General features: G+C 41.3%; 17 protein-coding genes and 3 tRNA genes. 1 reads left to right on the top strand and 19 read right to left on the bottom strand.

What is annotated here, in order from left to right; translation table 11 throughout:
* Positions 1–32: 32 nt before the first annotated feature.
* A complete protein-coding gene (locus tag EQM06_RS08660; RefSeq protein WP_128745957.1) occupies positions 33–1397 on the bottom strand; it encodes an MATE family efflux transporter in 1365 nt (454 codons plus the stop codon).
* Positions 1398–1638: 241 nt separating this feature from the next.
* On the opposite strand from EQM06_RS08660, the gene EQM06_RS08665 reads away from it, so the two are divergent.
* Complete coding sequence (locus EQM06_RS08665) at positions 1639–2454, top strand: MerR family transcriptional regulator (RefSeq protein ID WP_128745959.1); 816 nt, start codon at positions 1639–1641, stop codon at positions 2452–2454.
* Positions 2455–2468: 14 nt separating this feature from the next.
* On the opposite strand, the gene EQM06_RS13255 is transcribed toward EQM06_RS08665, so the two are convergent.
* The 18 genes from EQM06_RS13255 to pheT all read right to left on the bottom strand — a co-directional run bounded on the left by EQM06_RS13255 (position 2469) and on the right by pheT (position 18579).
* Positions 2469–2753: a Fic family protein gene (locus EQM06_RS13255; protein WP_269140029.1), complete on the bottom strand. Its 285-nt coding sequence runs from the start codon at positions 2751–2753 to the stop codon at positions 2469–2471.
* 91 nt (positions 2754–2844) lie between these two features.
* Complete coding sequence (locus EQM06_RS08675; RefSeq protein WP_128745961.1) at positions 2845–4023, bottom strand: ATP-binding protein; 1179 nt, start codon at positions 4021–4023, stop codon at positions 2845–2847.
* A 430-nt stretch (positions 4024–4453) separates the two neighbouring features.
* Positions 4454–4855: a hypothetical protein gene (locus EQM06_RS08680; RefSeq protein WP_128745963.1), complete on the bottom strand. Its 402-nt coding sequence runs from the start codon at positions 4853–4855 to the stop codon at positions 4454–4456.
* Positions 4856–5052: 197 nt separating this feature from the next.
* On the bottom strand, positions 5053–5283 hold the full coding sequence (locus tag EQM06_RS08685) for a hypothetical protein (RefSeq protein ID WP_128745964.1): 231 nt from the start codon (positions 5281–5283) through the stop codon (positions 5053–5055).
* Complete coding sequence (locus EQM06_RS08690) at positions 5276–5785, bottom strand: DUF3990 domain-containing protein (protein WP_128745966.1); 510 nt, start codon at positions 5783–5785, stop codon at positions 5276–5278. Before EQM06_RS08690 ends, EQM06_RS08685 begins: the two co-directional genes overlap by 8 nt.
* On the bottom strand, positions 5782–6006 hold the full coding sequence (locus EQM06_RS08695) for a DUF3791 domain-containing protein (RefSeq protein ID WP_128745968.1): 225 nt from the start codon (positions 6004–6006) through the stop codon (positions 5782–5784). Before EQM06_RS08695 ends, EQM06_RS08690 begins: the two co-directional genes overlap by 4 nt.
* Before the next feature lie 464 nt (positions 6007–6470).
* A complete protein-coding gene (locus EQM06_RS08700; RefSeq protein WP_128745969.1) occupies positions 6471–6698 on the bottom strand; it encodes a hypothetical protein in 228 nt (75 codons plus the stop codon).
* A 211-nt stretch (positions 6699–6909) separates the two neighbouring features.
* Positions 6910–6985, bottom strand: a tRNA-Met gene (locus EQM06_RS08705).
* Positions 6986–7035: 50 nt separating this feature from the next.
* Positions 7036–7124: transfer RNA gene (locus EQM06_RS08710), tRNA-Leu, on the bottom strand.
* Positions 7125–7151: 27 nt separating this feature from the next.
* Positions 7152–7226, bottom strand: a tRNA-Asn gene (locus EQM06_RS08715).
* Positions 7227–7452: 226 nt separating this feature from the next.
* Positions 7453–8499, bottom strand: a complete 1047-nt coding sequence (locus EQM06_RS08720; RefSeq protein ID WP_128745971.1) for a tetratricopeptide repeat protein — start codon at positions 8497–8499, stop codon at positions 7453–7455.
* A gap of 9 nt (positions 8500–8508) precedes the next feature.
* Positions 8509–10023, bottom strand: a complete 1515-nt coding sequence (locus EQM06_RS08725) for a B12-binding domain-containing radical SAM protein (RefSeq protein ID WP_128745973.1) — start codon at positions 10021–10023, stop codon at positions 8509–8511.
* Between the two features lie 31 nt (positions 10024–10054).
* Complete coding sequence (locus EQM06_RS08730; protein WP_128745975.1) at positions 10055–10927, bottom strand: radical SAM protein; 873 nt, start codon at positions 10925–10927, stop codon at positions 10055–10057.
* Positions 10928–10952: 25 nt separating this feature from the next.
* Entirely contained in the window at positions 10953–12671 is a 1719-nt protein-coding gene (gene argS / locus EQM06_RS08735) for an arginine--tRNA ligase (protein WP_128745977.1), read from the bottom strand.
* A 3-nt stretch (positions 12672–12674) separates the two neighbouring features.
* Positions 12675–13118 (bottom strand): DUF523 domain-containing protein, encoded by a 444-nt coding sequence (locus EQM06_RS08740; RefSeq protein WP_128745979.1) that lies wholly within the window; start codon positions 13116–13118, stop codon positions 12675–12677.
* A gap of 33 nt (positions 13119–13151) precedes the next feature.
* A complete protein-coding gene (locus EQM06_RS08745; RefSeq protein WP_128745981.1) occupies positions 13152–15527 on the bottom strand; it encodes an endonuclease MutS2 in 2376 nt (791 codons plus the stop codon).
* 6 nt (positions 15528–15533) lie between these two features.
* On the bottom strand, positions 15534–16124 hold the full coding sequence (zapA, locus tag EQM06_RS08750) for a cell division protein ZapA (protein WP_128745983.1): 591 nt from the start codon (positions 16122–16124) through the stop codon (positions 15534–15536).
* A 25-nt stretch (positions 16125–16149) separates the two neighbouring features.
* Complete coding sequence (gene pheT, locus EQM06_RS08755) at positions 16150–18579, bottom strand: phenylalanine--tRNA ligase subunit beta (protein ID WP_128745984.1); 2430 nt, start codon at positions 18577–18579, stop codon at positions 16150–16152.
* Between the last annotated feature and the right edge of the window lie 3 nt (positions 18580–18582).

Consider the following 18582-nt stretch of genomic DNA (forward strand, 5'->3'; position numbering starts at 1 on the left):
CTTTATACTCATTCCTTTCTTTTAATCCACTATTATTCCGTTATCCTTTTGGCGGGATAGTAATTGTATACTTTATTTCCGCTGATAATCATGATTACGCCCACAAGTGCAGATATTATTTCTGCAACCGGAATCGATAACCATACGCCGATTCCGTGTAATACATTTGGTAAAATCAGCAGCATGACGTTTGGTAAAATAATGCCATGCAACGCTGAAATGAATCCGGCACGTTTACCATCTTCAAATGCAGTGAACAGGTACTGGGTCATATAATTTACACCGGCAAAAATATACTGTGCGGAGAAAATGAACCATGCTGATTTTGCGATTTGAAATACTGGTTCCTCTGGTTTCGCATAAAGAGACAGAACCGGAGTTGCAAGAAAGAAAGAAGCGATACCCGTTACAAGGATGACTCCTATAAACAGCTTGGCATATTTACTGAAAATATCATGCAGCTTCTCCTTTATGCCTGTACCATAGCGATATGCGATAATCGGAGAGGTTCCTTTTCCGAAACCGTAAAATGGAGCAATAAATAAAAATTGAGCATATAACAGGATTGCACCTGCCGCACAACCATCCGGTCCAAAATACTTCATGGTATTAATATTAAATAAAGCGGTCATGGTCGCCATGGCTATGGACCACATCAAGTCGCCGGCACCACCGGCACAGCTGCGGACAGCAAGTCCTGCATCCACAGAAGGACGGCGTAAATGCAATTCATCGTTATGATTTGCTACGCAGATCAACGAAGCAATCGCTGCAAATACCATACCGGAACCGCCGCCTAAAGCCGCTCCGCCTATATCCATGTGAAGGAATCCCATGAAGAATACATCCCCAACAATGTTTATGATTCCGGCTCCAACGGTAATAACCATGGCTTTTGTCGGTTTGCCCGCCAGGAACAGCAAGGCCTGGAAGGCAATCTGCAGCGTGTAGAACGGAGCAAAGAATCGATGCACGGATACAAATCTTGTGACAAGCGGAAGAAGGGTATCATCCGCTCCAAGCAGCCGGTACAAAGGTTCTCCAATGATGCATACCACTACACCCCATATAAGTCCCAGTAATGCGGCAAGAATGCAGATCATGGATAAATTCCTGCCACCCTCTTCGGCCTTACCTTCGCCGAGCTTCTTAGCGATTATAGCAGACGCACCTGTGGCAAGCATTCCTCCGATAGCTTCCTCCACGCATAAAATAGGATAGGAGATATTAATTGCGGAAAGCGCATCCGTTGAGTTATACAGGGCTGCAAATACGCTGTCAATTATCGTATAGATTCCTGTCCAAAGCTGAAGCCCGATACTAGGCAATCCAAACAGGAACAAGCTTCCAATAGTAAAATTTCTAGCTAATTTGTTTGTATTTAAGTTTTCTTCCATTTTTTCTTAAATCCTTTCGTTATAATCAGCGATGAAAACTAGTACATAAAAAAATACATTTACTTATGGAAAGATTGTTGCGCAAATTTCTTTCAACCAAAATATAAACCCTATTATTATAATAGGGTCAATACCTTTTTTTTAAATTTTTTGTATTTTTTGAAAAACATCCTTGTAAATTGGAACTTATATACTATAATTAGATTAATATTTTTTAAGAATTGCAGAAAGAAGGGTCGCCATGAGTAAGGAAAAATCCTATTACTTAATCTCGGAAGTATCTGAATTGCTGGGCTTTTCACTACAAAAGCTCTATTATTATGAAAAACTGGGGATTGTGGTTCCCGAACGGGACGAAACGAATCAATACCGGAAATATTCCCTGTGGGACATACATAACCTTATCATTGTAAGAGACTTACTGCATTTGAACTTTTCATTGACCCAAATCCAGCAATATTTTAAGCAAAGTACAGTCGCTAGCACCTTAAAACTCTTAAACGATGAAATGAATGCCCTGAACAAGGAAATCGACCGCTTGAATAAGGTCAAAAATCAGATATCGCTTCAACTGACAGGGGCGCTCAATGCCCTTCACGCCAGCAAATCTCAAGCGGTATATGTGGAAGAGTTTGAAGAAAGGCCCTGCCTCCTGATCAGCGATCATGACGTATCCTATTTAAGCATTGATACGACCATCATTAAATACATGCAAGAAAGGAATATAAAGCTGGATTTGGCTAATCTGTGCGACTGCTACACGGTAGACGTAAGGGATAAAAATGAATACGGAGCATATAAGTCCAAAAACATTTTTCTTTATTCGCCTGAACCCGAATATCCTCCGAACTACTATCTTCCCGCAGGGAAATACCTCTGCCTGTCCTATCAGAATTCTACTGCAAATACGCCGAACATTCTTCCGAAAATGTTTGAGTACGCTGAAAACAACCACCTGAAGGTGGTCGGCGATCCCATTGAATTTTGTCTGATCGACGAGTATTTTTCCGGAGATGACTCTGAATTCGTTACGATGGTGCAAATTCGGGTAGAGTGATATGCTACAATGCCCTATGAAATTCTAAACATTCTCAGATAATCCTTCTGCGCTTCTAATTCACATTCGGCGATAAGTTGATTAAACAGCTCTACGGATGGCTTAACTTTGCTTTGCGCTATCTGCAAAGCTTCAATATATTCATGCCTTAGAACCGGTGGTATAGATACTGCACAATATCCTTTATTAATCAAAATTAAATTCATGAGCAATCTTGCTGTTCTCCCATTCCCGTCAGTAAAGGGATGTATGTCTACAAGCCTTTTATGGGCATAAGCAGCTAACAGAATCGGATGCAAATTTTGAGCCCCATTCTCATTGATTTTTTATTTATATCAGCCGTTCTAATGTAATAATCTTAAAAATTATTCCTGCCTTATCAATCAAGATCTATATTTCGTTAATCCTTTTTAAATACTGGTCAAATTGTGGAACCGTAAAATCCACCTCTGCATGTCCGGTAGAATAGATAAATCCTTTGTGAATCAACTGGCCTCTTATCGGTCCGATTTTAGCTGTGCTTGTATCCATTATCTTAGCTATTTGTGCTATCGTACAAGGCAAATCATCACATCTAACCATTGCAACCATAAATTCTTTCTCTCTTGGGGTTGCTCGATCAAAGCGAACTTTAAAAAAGCTCTTGTCCAAGCTAAATATAAAATCAGTCTGAGCTGCTTTCACGGAAGCTAAGGTTATTACACCATTTTCAATATATTCCCAAACTTGTTTCCCATATTCTTGTATAAAATACGGATATCCTTCTGTCTGCTTTAGAATTTCTGCTACCGCTTTACTCTCAAATGATACGCCCTCTTCTTTGGCTGGCTCGATTAGGGCAGCTCTGGCTGCTTCTCTTCCCAAAGAACCAATTTCAACGAATTGGAACAAACGCTCTGCATAGGATTTTATATCTCCTGCGAGCTTTGTTACTTTGGGCAGCCCTGCTCCAAAGAGCATTACAGGAAAAGCCTTTTGATTCACCCTATGAATGGCTCCAATCAAAGCCTCAAACTCATCGTCTTTCATGTATTGAATTTCGTCTAAAAATAAACAAATCGCACGTTCATTTTTGCTTGCAAGCATGCCCATTGAAATAAAAAGCTCAGTCAAATCATTTTGGAAATTTCCTGTATCGGAAATACCTACTGCGGCCTCAATGTCATCATGCAGAGAAAGCGTTATATCGGTTCCGTCATTAGAATACGTTATGGAAAATGCTTTCAAAACAGATAGTGCCTTTTTAGCCAGTTCTTTGGCAGAAGCCACGCTGCTCATCTGCCGTATTAACTTCTGACAGTGAAGGGATATAGCACTTTTAAATGACCCATTCTCGGAAACCTCTATATGCTCATAAAGAATATCATCGTTTTCGTCTGCATAATATTCTATTCGATTCAATAATACGGTCTTTCCTACTCCTCTGAGTCCATAATAAATTACAGAGCGAGTTGGCTTTCCCTTTGATAAATAAGCTAAAATTTCTTTTGCTTCATTCAATGTACTTTCTCTACCTGCTAGGTATCCTGGTACTAATCCTGCTCCCGGAGTATATGGATTCAAATACATACCGTTTCCCCTTTCCGTATATTGCAATTCCTTATCCTTAAATTATACTATAAACACATCTAGCTTCAAATATACTTTCACAAAATATTTTTATTTATATTTATATTGTAGGATTACAATACATAGGTTACACTTGGCTACAACAGTCGTAATGTTACAAAAATGCTTGACCACAGCACTCCTGCTTTAACAAAAAAATATTTAATTATTGTAGCCATTGTTTCCTTGTGTATTCACGCTTAGCAGCATTAAAAAAGCCCTTTAATTTATCTAAACTAAAAGAAGGGCAAGTCCATAAATGCCGGGCTTGCCTCTTTGTTTATATATATACTGTATAAAATTATCTGCGAACTTAGTTTTAACTAAGTTCTGTGTCAATAAAAGATGGCAGATATTTGCCAGGTCGATATATAACCCAAGGTTTAAATGTTCATTGATCAGGTTTTGCAATCTCACCGGGTATATTACTGCTCTGAATAAATTTGACCTCCACCCCATTAATTTTTACGTAAAAGCCACTCTCTCTTGGAAACTTCTTGTAACATAAAAGCTTCTCATTTTTAAATATAGAACTATTCAATATATAAACACCATCCGACACTTTGGAAAAAGTCCCATAATCTGCTGCTTGTTCATTTCCTTGATAGTATGTAAATTTGTCAGAACCATTCATAATGTCAAAGGATATAAAGTCAAAAGGCATTAGTTTACATACATATATTCCTCCTAAAGTGTAATTACGAGTATATTCATTGGCAATTCCCGCAACTATTACTATTAACAAGATTGCAATTAAAGAAACGATGAATAGCCTTTTCAATTTTGAAACCATAAATACCCTCCTACAAAGGTCCCTTAACACTTGGAATTAGTATGAAAAGTCTTCATTTGCATCTCACCTTAGACATATATTCTCCCTTTTTCGTATATTACAATTTCTTATGTTTAAATTATACTATAAGCGTACCTTAAATAAAAATATTTTTATTTATATTTCAATTTGTCCTACTGCCCCCGAACTGTCCCCAATTAATATTCCGCTTGTACTATTTGTCCATTACTTAATTCTTCTTTAAACATATCATAGATATAAGCTGATCCTTGCAAATAAAGTCCCGTTTCTTCATCTGTAAGCTTTCCATATATCTCAGAGGTGTAAACTTTATGCATAGCCTCATCCATGCTCAAATCATAATCTTCAATCAAAAAAGCAACTATATCCTGTGTGATATATTCCATCAATTGTTCTTTTTTATTCATATTGAATCCCTACCTTCTTAAGGTATTTAATTGCCTTTTTAGTATGGAAAGAATACTGATTGGTTAATTGCTTAAACTCCATTTCTTTTACTAAAATATCTATTGTAATCATATCATTAGAGAACTGGCGAAATAGCAATGCCAAATCGTCATCAGCAATAGGGCCTGCCACCAAATCATATTTTTTATCATGGTTGCATTCTGAGCTTGTAATATCCTTAAATTCTCTACTGCGATTATTCATTACAAATAAGGCCCATTCTTTATTTGGTTTTTCAAATACCCTACTCCTAACATTAGATTTTGTTAAAGCTGCATCATTAAAATCATATTCTATTATACAGGGGCTTCCACCATAAATACGAGCCACTCGGACTGCCATTTTAGCAGCTTGCTCTTTTATAGTTGTAAGATAAAATCCCTGTCCAAAATCTTTATAAGGCCTACATTTTGTAAAGTCAATATCTATAATTTCCATATTTGAGCCATGATATAATTTCAATGCAAATCCCCCCCATTATTTCTGCAAATTATCTCTAAATCATCCAGTGCATCATCTAATGAAAGTGTATGTTCAATATCATAGTTCTCCTGTAAAAACGAAATCCCCTTATGTGTATATAAATACAAAAATGCTTCTCGGGGGTGCATGCTCTTTTTTCGTGCAAATTCATTTACACATGCCACAATATAATTTATCTGGTTCTTTAACACCTTAGACATATATCCTCCCCCTTTTCGTATATTACAATTCCTTATTTTTAAATTATACTATAAACACACTTAGATTCAAACCCCTGCCTCAAAATATTTTTATTTGCTATGGTTCTATGCATATTATAAAATTTTTATTTCTACAACAAAACTATGCATTTGTCTAAGCAAATTAGGGGATCATGTTTTGTAGACAACATTCATTATTATCTCCTCTTCATTTAAAAGTTCAAAGAAAAAAGTTATAAACAAAATATCGCCATTTCTGACGATATTTCAATATTCACAGGGTATATAAATTTATTTATTCAGTTGTAAAATAAAGCCTTTGGTTTTATTTACAAGGCTTTTAACCGGCTTCCTTCGTTATCTCTCCCGTATCTGCCTCATGGTTATATCTTATCTCTCCCCCATATAAATTGGTCACAATGCTTGCAATTATAAAATCTTTTAAGTATAACTCTTTTATATAGTTATAATAACCCTTCATATATTCTTTTTTCATCTTCTGCGAGCTGAATCTTTCCTTGATCTTGAAATGCATCAAGTGAGTTAGATTTAGGGTCTGCTTCTCTTTTATTGTCCTTATAAAAAGTCTCTTCAATTGGTTCTTGATTACTAGCATCATCTTGCTTCCGGTCACCATCCTCTTGGTTAGTTAGAACATCTTTAAGAGCCTCATTAGTCTTTTCTTCTTCCATATGCTCACCCTCTTTTACGTTTATTCTAGAAACATTACTACCACTTTAAATAGTTCTTTTTATCTTAGTCTACAGTCCTTAAAAACAAATTTCAACTAATTCTAAAGGCCAATTCTTGTACTGTCCCCAAACTGTTCCCAATTCCTATTTCTGTCCCCAAAATCCAAAAAATAAAAAAACTTGCAACTGTTGAAATTGCAAGTAGTTTACATGGTTGCGGGAGTAGGACTTGAACCTACGGCCTCCGGGTTATGAGCCCGACGAGCTACCAACTGCTCTATCCCGCGATGTGTAGATGTGTAAAGCTTTCACTGTACACTCTTTTTTAATTTTGTGTTGGTGCCGGAGACCGGGGTCGAACCGGTACGATCGGTAAGGATCGCAGGATTTTAAGTCCTGTGCGTCTGCCAATTCCGCCACTCCGGCGCACCTTAATCATCAGAAGAAATGTAATGGCTCCAAGGGTGGGGCTCGAACCCACAGCCTATCGGTTAACAGCCGAGTGCTCCACCATTGAGCTACCTTGGAACATTCTTTCTCTATCAGTTCTCGCTGACGACAAGATTAATTATAAGCCAAATCGACTGGGTTTGTCAACATCTTTTTTTATCTTTTTCATAAGAGTTGGCAAAGAATTGGAAATGTGTTGAAATTTCGTAATTTTTTCTGCTTATCAAGGATTATAAAATCCTATTTATGCCGATACTATCTATTCGCAAAGAACTGGATGCAGATTATTCTGCACCTAGCAACCTCAATGCTGAGTGATCTGTGACCGGATAAGTTCTATCTTTTGGAGATATTTCTCTTTATTTTCCTGATCGTCCGTTATTTCATAAATCGCGGCCAGCTCTTCCATCGTATCCACATGGCTCGGCTGAAGAGTAAGTACGGTCTTGAAGCACTGCTCAGCCTCCTTTAAGTCCCCAACTCTTGAATAAGCTACGCCCAGATAATAAAACAGCGGCCACCACGTCTTAAAGGAACTATCGCGGTAATGTTGTAATTTAATAATGCCGTCCTCATATCTGCCCGACAAAATATCATTGCAGCCTGCTTCTATCTTTACCGGCCCTTCCAACTGCTGCATCCTTTCCTTTATTTCGCTTTTTTGTTTTAGATCCATAGTCTTATCCAGGAACTGCTTCCACGTGATATCGGCCTTTATATAAAGCCCCAGATTGGCATAAGCATATCCTAAATAATAGTACGCCTCTGCGAACTCCGGCTCCTTTTCTGTAACAAGCTCAAAATAGTCAATGGCTTCTGCCTTTAAATTTCCTATATAGTCTTCATCTCCGCCTTCTAAATACATATCCCGGCAAACTCTGGCATAACTGTACATACCATCTAAATAATCCGGTTTCATACGCAGGCAGGCTCTAAAATAAATACAGGCTTTATCAAATTCTCCTTTTTCTGCTGCATCTCGGCCCTCTAAAAGAAGTCCTTCCAATACGTCCGCATGGTACAAGCTTACTAAAAAAGTGATATAATGCTCCGCATATCTGAACGTTGGATTAATTCCTATGATCCATATCATGTTTTCAGCAATTTCCGTGGTCTTAAGCCCTTCCCCATCTTGAAACTGTTCTATACAGGATCTTCTAAGGGGAATAGGTACTCCGGCCATAAACTCCTTTGCCCCCGCTTTATCCAGGAAAGCGTCAGACAGTTCATCAAACACAAAATCCTTTAAATAGCTTTTTAAATATTTTTCTACACGGTCAGATCTTTTCGTGATATCCGGTTCTGTATCTCCTCTGTTTACAGCCTGCACCTGCTCTATTTTTTTACTCATCACTTTCTCCTATATCATGCTCCAGCCTTTTTTATTAAACTTTTTAACCGCTTCCGGATTTAAAGTATCGCTCATATCCTGCATGAGCAGTTTCTGAATTTCCACCGCGGAGCCCGGAAGGCTTCTGTCTTTCCAGCAGGCATATTCAAAAAAAATACGGTACAGATCTTCTTTTTTGTGAGATCGATTTTGATATCCTTTTAAGTAAAAGAAGTAGGCCAGTTCTTCATAAAAATCAAACGCAGTTATTTGAAATCTGGCTATGGCATATTCCAGAGTCCTGAAAAAACCGCCTCTGTTGTAATACAAATCCAAGAGGTTCTCCACCATTTTCAGCCTCGTTATCCCTTCTGCGGAAATAAACTGATTGGCTATGACCTCATAGGGAGCCGTATCCCGAAAGACATACTCGTATACATTCTTTTCTTCTCGGATTTTCGTACCCTTCAGCAATTTTAAGAAGCCTAATTGAAACTGATCTGCTCCCAGTTGGTATACGCCGTTAAACGAATCCATAAAGGATAAATAGTCTTCAAAAGGCAGCCCTGCAATTAGATCCACATGGGTATGTACATTGCCCAGCTCTATTATTTTTCTTATATTGGTCAGCAGATAATCCGTGTTTTTGTTTCTGTTCACCGCCTCTAAGGTCAATGGATTCAAGCTCTGAATGCCTATTTCCACTTGAAACAGTCCTTTTCTGGCCTTCCCAAGCAAATATAGGAATTCATCATCTATCAGATCACCGCAGATTTCAAAATGGAAATTTGTAACACCATTATCATTATCAAGAATATATTTTACGATCTGATTGCATCTGTCCCGGTCGTAGTTAAAGGTTCTGTCGATAAATTTGACCTGTTTCACATGCTTGAACAGAAAAAAGCCCAGCTCTTTTTGCACCCGCTCCAGAGGCAGCGGCCTCACATGCTTTTCAATAGATGACAGGCAATAGCTGCATCGGAACGGACATCCGCGAACCGATTCGTAGTACACGATCCGGTCGTCCTTGGGAAGCAGAAAGCTGTATGGAAATGGAACAAGATCAAAGTCCTGTAAATCTGCCGGGGGATTCACGTAAATTTTCCCATCAGACCTGTATATCAACCCTTTGATTCTGTCAAAAGAATGATCCCTGCGAAGAAAGGCTTGAACAAATTCTTTAAAGACTTCCTCTCCCTCTCCAACGATGATATAATCCACACATTTATGCTTTCTTAAAAATTCAATTGAATCATAACTTACCTCAGGGCCGCCCATTAAGATTTTTATATCCGGGCTGGCCTTTTTTATGTTCTCAGCCAAACGTACCGTTCTTGTAATATTCCAAATATAGCAGGAAAAACATATTGCACTATAATCTCCTCTGATCATCTCCGTATATATATAATCGTCATCGTTGTTGATGGTAAATTCTCTTATATCCATGGATCGTCTATTTTCAACAGCAGACATATACAAATACTTTAGAGCCAGATTTGAATGAATGTATTTAGCATTTAATGTTGTCAGTAATATTTTCATACAAGGTTTCCCCTACTCATCATAATCTATTTTATAGCGCTCTGAACCGTTCATCTTTGATCAGATTCGTGTTTTCCATAGCCCTTTTCAGCTGATTCATCATCTTTTCCTTATCCTGAGGTAAATCGCCCTTTAGGGAAACGTAATTGGACGCGTGATTGCTCCTGAACACACACTTTTTGGTTACGTGAATGTTTTTCAGCATCAATGCCGTTTCCCCCAGCACCTCTTCCGCAGTCAGCACCTTGAAGCGGCCCTCCCGAATATCTTTATAGATCGGGGCTGCCGGTTCTACCATTAAAGTCAGCAATCCCACGTAGGACGGTTCCATTTCTGAAATCATACTGGCTGTTTCCAGTGCATGCTCCTCCATATCATCCGGCCCTGCCAGCCCGGAAATAAAGGTTACGGAGGCTTTAATACCAGCTTTTTGGATCTTTTTCACCGCTTCAATGATCTGCTCTCTGGTAACGCCCTTGTTGACGGCATCCAGCACCTTCTGACTGCCTGATTCCGCACCGATGTAGATAATCCCCAGTCCATTTTCGCGGAGCTGTACCAATTCATCGGGGGTCTTTACAAGGACATCCTGCGGCGTGCCGTATGCTCCCACTCTTTTACATTCCGGAAACATCTTTCGGATATGCTCCAGAATCACCATCAATTTATTATTCGACAGGCAGAGAGCATCTCCGTCTGCCAGAAAGATCTTTTCGACATGCTTGTAATATGTTCTGGCCATATCCAGATCTTCCAAAACTTCCCGCACATCCCGAACCCTAAACTCTTTATCCTTAAACATGCTGCAAAATGTACATGTATTGTGCGTGCAGCCGATTGTGACCTGAACAATCAGGCTGTACGCTTCACTAGGGGGCCTGAATATATTTCCTTCGTAACGCATAAAAACCTCCTCGTTTCAAAGCGTATTACATTTTTTCCGGTGCCTGAATTCCAAGCAGATACAGTCCATTCTTAAGCGTATTCTTCGCCGCGATGACAAGAGCCAGCTTGGCTAATTTCTCTGCTTCGTCATCTACCAAGATATACTCGTCGTGATAGAATCGGTTAAAGCTCTGCGCAATATCCACAATATGTCTTGTCACAACGGAAGGTTCATACTTATCTCCTGCCTCTGCAATGACCTGCGGGAACTGATAGATCAGTTTTGCCAGATCGTAGGCGCTGTCTGAAAGGACATACGCCATATCCAGTACAGACACCTGCTTTGCCTTTTCAACAACCGCATCTCCTGCTTTTCTAAGGACGCTTGCTGCTCTTGCATGGGTATACTGAACGTATGGTCCGGTCTCACCCTCAAAATTTAGAACCTTATCCCATGAGAAAACATAGTCCTTAATTCGGTTGTTGGACAGCTCCTGGAACATAACTGCACCAATGCCTACCATCTTTGCCGTCTCGTCAATATTATCCGTCGCTACATTCTTTTCTTTAATGATTTCTTTGGTCTGGTCAACCGCTCTGTTCAAAACTTCTTCAAGGAATACGACTCTTCCGTGTCTGGTGGACATGGTTCCTTCTTCCAGACTTACCAGACCAAATGGAATGTGAACGCAGTCCTTCGCCCATTCACAGCCCATCAGTTCAACGATCTTGAACCACTGCTGGAAATGGAGATTCTGCTGAGATGCCACAATATATAAATTCTTGTAGAAATTGTAATGTTCCTTTCGATATACCGCAGCCGCAATATCTCTTGTGATATATAATGTCGAGCCGTCTTTCTTTGTGATGAGAGCCGGTGACATTCCATATTTTTCAAGGTCTACAATCTGTGCTCCCTCAGATTCGATCAATAGGTTCTTCTCTTTCAGCCAGTCAACAATTCTGTCCATCTTATCGGAATAAAAACTTTCTCCCGCATAAGAGTCAAAGGATATGCCGAGCATATCGTAAACACGGTGAAACTCTTTTAAGCTCTCGTCTCTGAACCACTGCCATAATTCCACCTCTTCCGGTGAGCCGTTCTCCAGTTTGGCAAATGCAGCTCTGGCATCATCATCCAAGCTCGGATCGTTCTCCACTTCCTCATGGAACTTTGTGTAATACCCCAGTAAGGTTTTAATCGGCGATTGTATAACATCCTCTTTGTTTCCCCATTTTCGATAGGCGACAATCATTTTACCGAACTGCGTTCCATAGTCCCCTAAATGGTTGATTCGAACCGTGTCATATCCAAGGAAATCATAGATTTTATAAATGGAATTTCCGATAACCGTACTTCGGATATGTCCGATATGGAACGGCTTGGCGATATTAGGTGAGGAAAATTCTACGATGACCGTCTTATCTTTTCCCAGAGTGCTTCTGCCGTAATTATCTCCTTCCTTTACTGCTTCCTTTACCACGTCCTCCATAAAGCCTTTTCGGGAAAGGAACAGGTTCACATACGCATTGACCGGTTCTACTTTTTCAAATGCCTCTTCGCCCGCAAGCTTTCCTGCAATGTCTTTTGCGATTAAAGGCGGTGCCTTTCTAAGAGTCTTTGCTAATTTAAAACATGGGAAAGCATAATCCCCCATTTTCGTATCCGTAGGGATCTCTATCATGGACATAATTTCTTCAACGGTAAGCCCCTCTACCGCTTCACAGATTATTTCTGCGATCTTTTTCTTATAATTTATCATTTTTTACTCCTCCAGATTTATTTCTAATTCACTTATGACCTTTAGCCCTTTTTCTTTTAAATATGCCGCCAAAAATCCATCTCCCTCCGTTACCTGATGTGAAAATGTTCCGTCATAAATCTTCCCATTTCCGCAGGAAGGGCTTTTGGCTTTTAGGATGGCGCCTTCTATTTCTTCGCCCAGTTCCCGGGCTTTCAGGCAGCTGGCCTGCCAAACTGCTTCGCAGCCTCGCCGAAAGGCTTCCGTAACGTCCAGACCTTTGCAGTTCACAGCTCTGCCGTCTATAATCTCTACCGGCGGCCTTGGAGTCGCCAGGCCTCCTTCTACCTCGGGACAAACTGAAATGTAATGATGCCTCTTTGAAAATGCTACGACCCAGTCTGTCAAGTTATTTCCGCCGTTATATTTGCAATTCTCTCCCAGTAAGCATCCACTTATTATATACATATCCTTGCTCCTTCTTACTGCTTGAAATAATGGTCACTTTAGGGTGACTACCGTCACTCCGTCACCGCCTTCATTGAAAGCTCCTTTTCTAAAGGACTCCACATGCTTATGTTTTTTAAACATATCCTGCAGTCCCCCTCGTAGAATGCCCTCTCCCCGGCCGTGTATGACGGTTACTTCTTTCAGTCCTGCCATATAAGCATCATCCAGATATTTATCCACATCCATCAGGGCATCTTCCAGATTTCGCCCCCGGACATTAATGGATAGTGAAATATTCTGAGCTTTTGATTGATACAGGCTTCCATATTTCGTCTTTCCTATCGGAATCTTTTTCTTTTTCGCACCGTCATGAATCAGCATTAAATTCTTTACGTTGACATTGGCTTTCAGCATGCCTATCTGCACCAGCAAATCGCCCTTGTCGTCCGGCAGGGAAAGGATCTCTCCATTCTGCCCCAGAGTCAGGATCTTGACCCTGTCCCCGATTTTTAACTGATCAATGGTAACCGGATTGTAATTTTCCGGAACCTGTATGGTTTCCCGGTATCGGCTGTCCGCTTCCTTGATCCGCCGCTTGCTTTCAGAAAGCCGGGCATGCCGCTCGGTCATGGAATCCATCTTGTCGATATCTTTCAGCTGCTTCTGGGTCTCTTCTGCCACTTCTTTCGCAGCTTTCAGAATATCTCTTGCTTCTTCCCTTGCTTTCGTAAGAATTTTTTCCTTTTGTTCTTCTAATTTTTTAAGTCTTTTATCCAGCTCTTCCTTCTGCCGCTTCATTTCCAGGTTTATATAAATGGCTTCATCTCTTTCGGACTCTGCTTTTTTCTTATCCTCTTCAATGGAACTTATAACATTTTCAAACTGGATGTCCTTTGTATCCAGTAAGGTTCTCGCCTTTTCTATGATTCTTTCCGGAAGACCCAGTTTTTCCGATATCTCAAAAGCATTGGACTTTCCTGGTATGCCAATGGTCAATTTGTAAGTAGGACTCAAGGTCTCCACATTAAATTCCATGGAAGCATTCTGTACACCGGTCGTTTCGATGGCGTATTTTTTCAGCTCTGTATAATGGGTGGTGGCGATGGTATGCGCTCCCTTTTTATATAAATCGTCCAGTACCGCAATGGCTAAGGCTGCTCCCTCCGTAGGGTCTGTTCCAGCCCCCAGTTCGTCTACCAGTACCAGGGTATTCTGGTCGGCACCGGCAACAATATCTACAATATTATTCATATGGGACGAAAAGGTACTCAAACTTTGTTCAATGCTCTGTTCGTCGCCTATATCCGCATAAATCTTTTCAAATACGGGCATTACGGTGCCCGATCCGGCGGGAATATGCAGGCCGCTCTGAGTCATCATCGCGAGTAAACCTACGGTTTTCAATGTAACCGTCTTTCCTCCCGTATTGGGTCCTGTGATGATCAGCGTATCGTAATCCTTTCCCAGAGAAACGTTGATGGGTACTACCTTTTTCGCATTCAGCAGAGGATGTCTTCCCTTCTTTATGTCAAGAATACCCTCCTGACTGACTTGAGCATCGGTTCCCTGATACTGTACACTTAATCTGCCTTTAGCAAAGATAAAATCCAATTTTACCAGTAAGCTCTGGTTATTCAGCAGTTCATGGAAATGTTCCGCCACATTTGCCGAAAGCTCTGCCAGAATTCGCTGGATTTCCTTTTTTTCCGCCAGCTCCAGTTCCCGAAGCTCGTTGTTCAGGGTAACGATTACCTGAGGCTCTATGAATAAGGTGGCGCCGGTTGCGGACTGATCGTGAACAATGCCCGGAAACCGGTTCTTATGCTCCTGCTTCACCGGAATCACATATCTGCCCTGCCTCATGGTTACAATGGCGTCCTGCAGGAGCACCTTGTTATCAGCGGAGGTCAGTATATGATTCAGCTTTACCTTCACCGCTTCGTTCTGCCTCATAATATTTCTTCGTATTTGTTTCAGCTCCGGACTGGCATTATCCGACATCTCATCTTCCGATATTATACACCGATCAATGTTTTCTTCCAATCCCTTCTGAACAGAAAGAACGTCGGACATTTCATGAATAATGGGAAGCCTTGGCAAGTCGGTCTTTAAAAAGGTTACAACATTTCGAGCCACATGGAGATTATAAAGAACCTCCAGCAGCTGCTTCATGGTCAGCGTACCGCCTTTTCGCGCCAAATGAAGGCTGTTTTCAATGTCATAAAAGCTGCCCAAGGGCAATGCTCCTTTACGCACAATAACGGAAACCGCTTCCGTGGTTTCCGCTAATAGTTCTTCAATTAAGCACACATCAACTAAAGGCCTTAACTCGGAAATAATTTTTTTCGTCATTTCCGAGGCAGCCTCCGCTTTCAGCTTCTCAATTATTTTATTATATTCAAGTACTCTGTATGTTTTTTCATTCATCGGTTTTTATTCCATCTTCTTTTTATAGCGATCAAGTTCTCCCTTTAACTGAATATTTTCCATCTGAATATCAAAGAAACTGCTTTCCAAATCCTTGTATTTCGCTTCCAGCTCATTCACCATATCACTGGAGGATTCCATGAGCTGTACTTCGGCTTTAGCGGAATCTTCTTTTAGTTTCTTTATCTCCGCATCCTTTTCTTCCATAAGCTGCTGCAGATCTGTCAGCTGATTTTCAAAGCTGTCTTTTAATTCTGATTTTTGATTATTTAGCTCTTTGATTTCTTCCTGCTGTTGTATATGGCTCTTTTTCGCCTCTTCCCAGAGCTGAACATAATGCTCCGTATCTTTTTCAGCCTGAGCATTGGTTACTTCTAAGTGTTGAAATCTTTCCAGCGCACTAAAATAGTCATCCGCTATATTTACCGCAGAAAGCACCGCTATGGAGGATAATGGACCGGAATTTAATGCCTGCGAGATTTCCTTCATCTTAACGTCGACATAGTCCGCAACCTTTATAATGTGCTCTCTGGCTTTACTTCCCATAATCGTATATTCCTGACCAAAAATCTTTACGGTTACTTTATTATTATCCATTTTTCTTTCCCCCTTGCAACCACAACTACATGTCTCTCAGTACAGCATCCAGTTCATTTTTCAGCGCTTCTAATACCTTGTTGTGAACCTTCGCCACATCATCATCCGTCAAAGTCATTTCTTCCGAACGGTAGGTCAGATTAAATGCGGCACTCTTCTTTCCTTCCGCCACTTGTTTGCCTCTATATACGTCAAACAGTTCGACCTTTTCCAAAATTTTTCCGCCGTTAGCTTTGATGATTTCTCTGATTTTTCCTACCGGAACCGCTTCGTCCACAAGGAGAGCAATGTCTCTTGATGTAGAAGGATATTTTGGCAGCGGCTTATAAACGACTTCCCGATCCGATTTGCTCAGTACATTGTCGAAGAATAGCTCACAAACATAGCAGCGGGCTGCAATGCCATATTTCTCTGTAACATCCGGATGAACCTCGCCCATGATTCCCAGTTCCATATCCTCCAGTACTATTCTTGCACATCTGCCCGGATGGTATACACCATACTCGCTCTCCCGCTCAAAGGCCACGTCGGTTATTCCAAGTACGTTTAAAAGCTCTGTGACCATACCTTTCAGCGTATAGAAGGATTCATCCCGGCCGTATAGCCCGATACACATGGAATCCGATTCTTCCGGAAGCTGATGCGGGTCTGACAAGTTGGCCATAAAGGTATTGCCCAATTCAAAGGCTCTTACCGCTTCTATATTTCTTCTGTAGTTGGTCCCCAGTACTTCCATCATATTTGGAGTCAGTATGGTACGCATAACAGAGGTTTCTTCTCCCAAAGGATTCAACAGTCTGACAAAGCTTCTTTCCCACGAGTCCTCGTCGATTCTCACATTGTCCACGCTCTTCGGGCTGCAGAAGGAATACGTCTGAACCTCATTGGCTCCCAGTGCGCACATGGTGTCTCTGGCCAGATCCTTTAATGTTCTTGCTTTGGATTTGCAAGCTTCCGTATCGCTCTTTGGCAGGGTGGTCGGAAGCTTATCATAACCATACATTCTCGCGATTTCTTCTACGTAATCCTCTTCAATTTCTAAGTCCTGACGAATTGTCGGCGGGGTAACGGTCAGAATGTTTCCTTCTCCCGCCACTTTCATCTCAAGTCTTTCAAGAAATTCTTCCATGACTTCCCGGCTAAGCTTTATGCCCAGCACCTTATTGATGCGGTCTACTCTCACATCTAAAGTTTTAGCTCTTTCAACCGCAGGATACACATCCACGCTGCCCTTGCATACCGTTCCGGCTCCCAGAAGTTCAATCAGCCTGCACACTCTGTCCGCTGCCGCTTCACAGAGATTCGGATCGATCCCCTTCTCAAATCGAGCGGAAGCTTCCGTACGAAGCCCCAGCTTTTTTGAAGTTGCCCGAACACTGTCGCCGCTAAAATTGGCAGATTCTATCATAATCGTAGCAGTATCCGGTTCGATTTCGGAGTTCATTCCTCCCATGACACCGGCAATAGCAACTGCTTTTTTGCCATCCTTAATGAGCAGCATATCCCTCGTAAGCTTTCGTTCTGTTCCGTCCAGCGTTGTGAAAAGTTCTCCTTCTTCCGCCGTATCGACTACGATCCGGTTCTCTTCCACTCTTCGGATGTCGAAAGCATGTAAAGGCTGGCCGTACTCCAGCATAACAAAGTTTGTAATATCAACAATGTTATTGATCGGCCTCATGCCGGCTGCAATCAATCTCTTTTGAAGCCACCAGGGAGACTGCTCTATTTTTACATCTGTTACAATTCTTGCCACATATCTCTTACATAGTTCCGGCCTTTTCACCTCAACACGGATATGTTCTTCGGCGTTTCCCTTTTCGTTGGTACAAACCGTATCCGGATAGCACAGCTTTTCTTTAAAAGTAGCCGCCGCTTCTCTGGCCATACCAATCATGGACAGGCAGTCCGGGCGGTTCGGCGTAATTTCAAAGTCCACTACAGCCATTTTCAGGCCCAAGGCTTCTGTAAGCTCCTGCCCGATGGGATATTCTTCACCAAGAATCCAGATTCCTTCTTTATGAGCCACCGGAATCACCTTATCTCCCAATCCAAGCTCTGCCGCCGAGCAAAGCATTCCAAAGGATTCAACCCCTCGAAGCTTTCCCTTCGTGATCTTTACTCCGCCTTCCTGCTTCGGCTGTCCGTGAATCGGTCCGGGTATCGTGCTCCCGTGAAGAGCTACCGGAACACAGGCTCCCTCAAATACATTAGCCGCTCCGGTAACGATCTGAACGGGGCCTTCCTGTCCTGCATCCACCTGACAAACAACCAGCTTATCCGCGTCGGGATGTTTCTCGATCTTTAAGATCTTTCCCACGACAACTTTGTCGGTGTTTTCACCGAAATATTCAACAGTCTCAAGGTTTGAGCCTGACATAATCATTTTATCGCAGAATTCATCTACGCTTACATTTACATCTGTATAATCTTTTAGCCACTCTACTGGAACTAACATGGC

The sequence above is a fragment of the Aminipila luticellarii genome (assembly GCF_004103735.1).
Lineage (GTDB): Bacteria > Bacillota > Clostridia > Peptostreptococcales > Anaerovoracaceae > Aminipila > Aminipila luticellarii.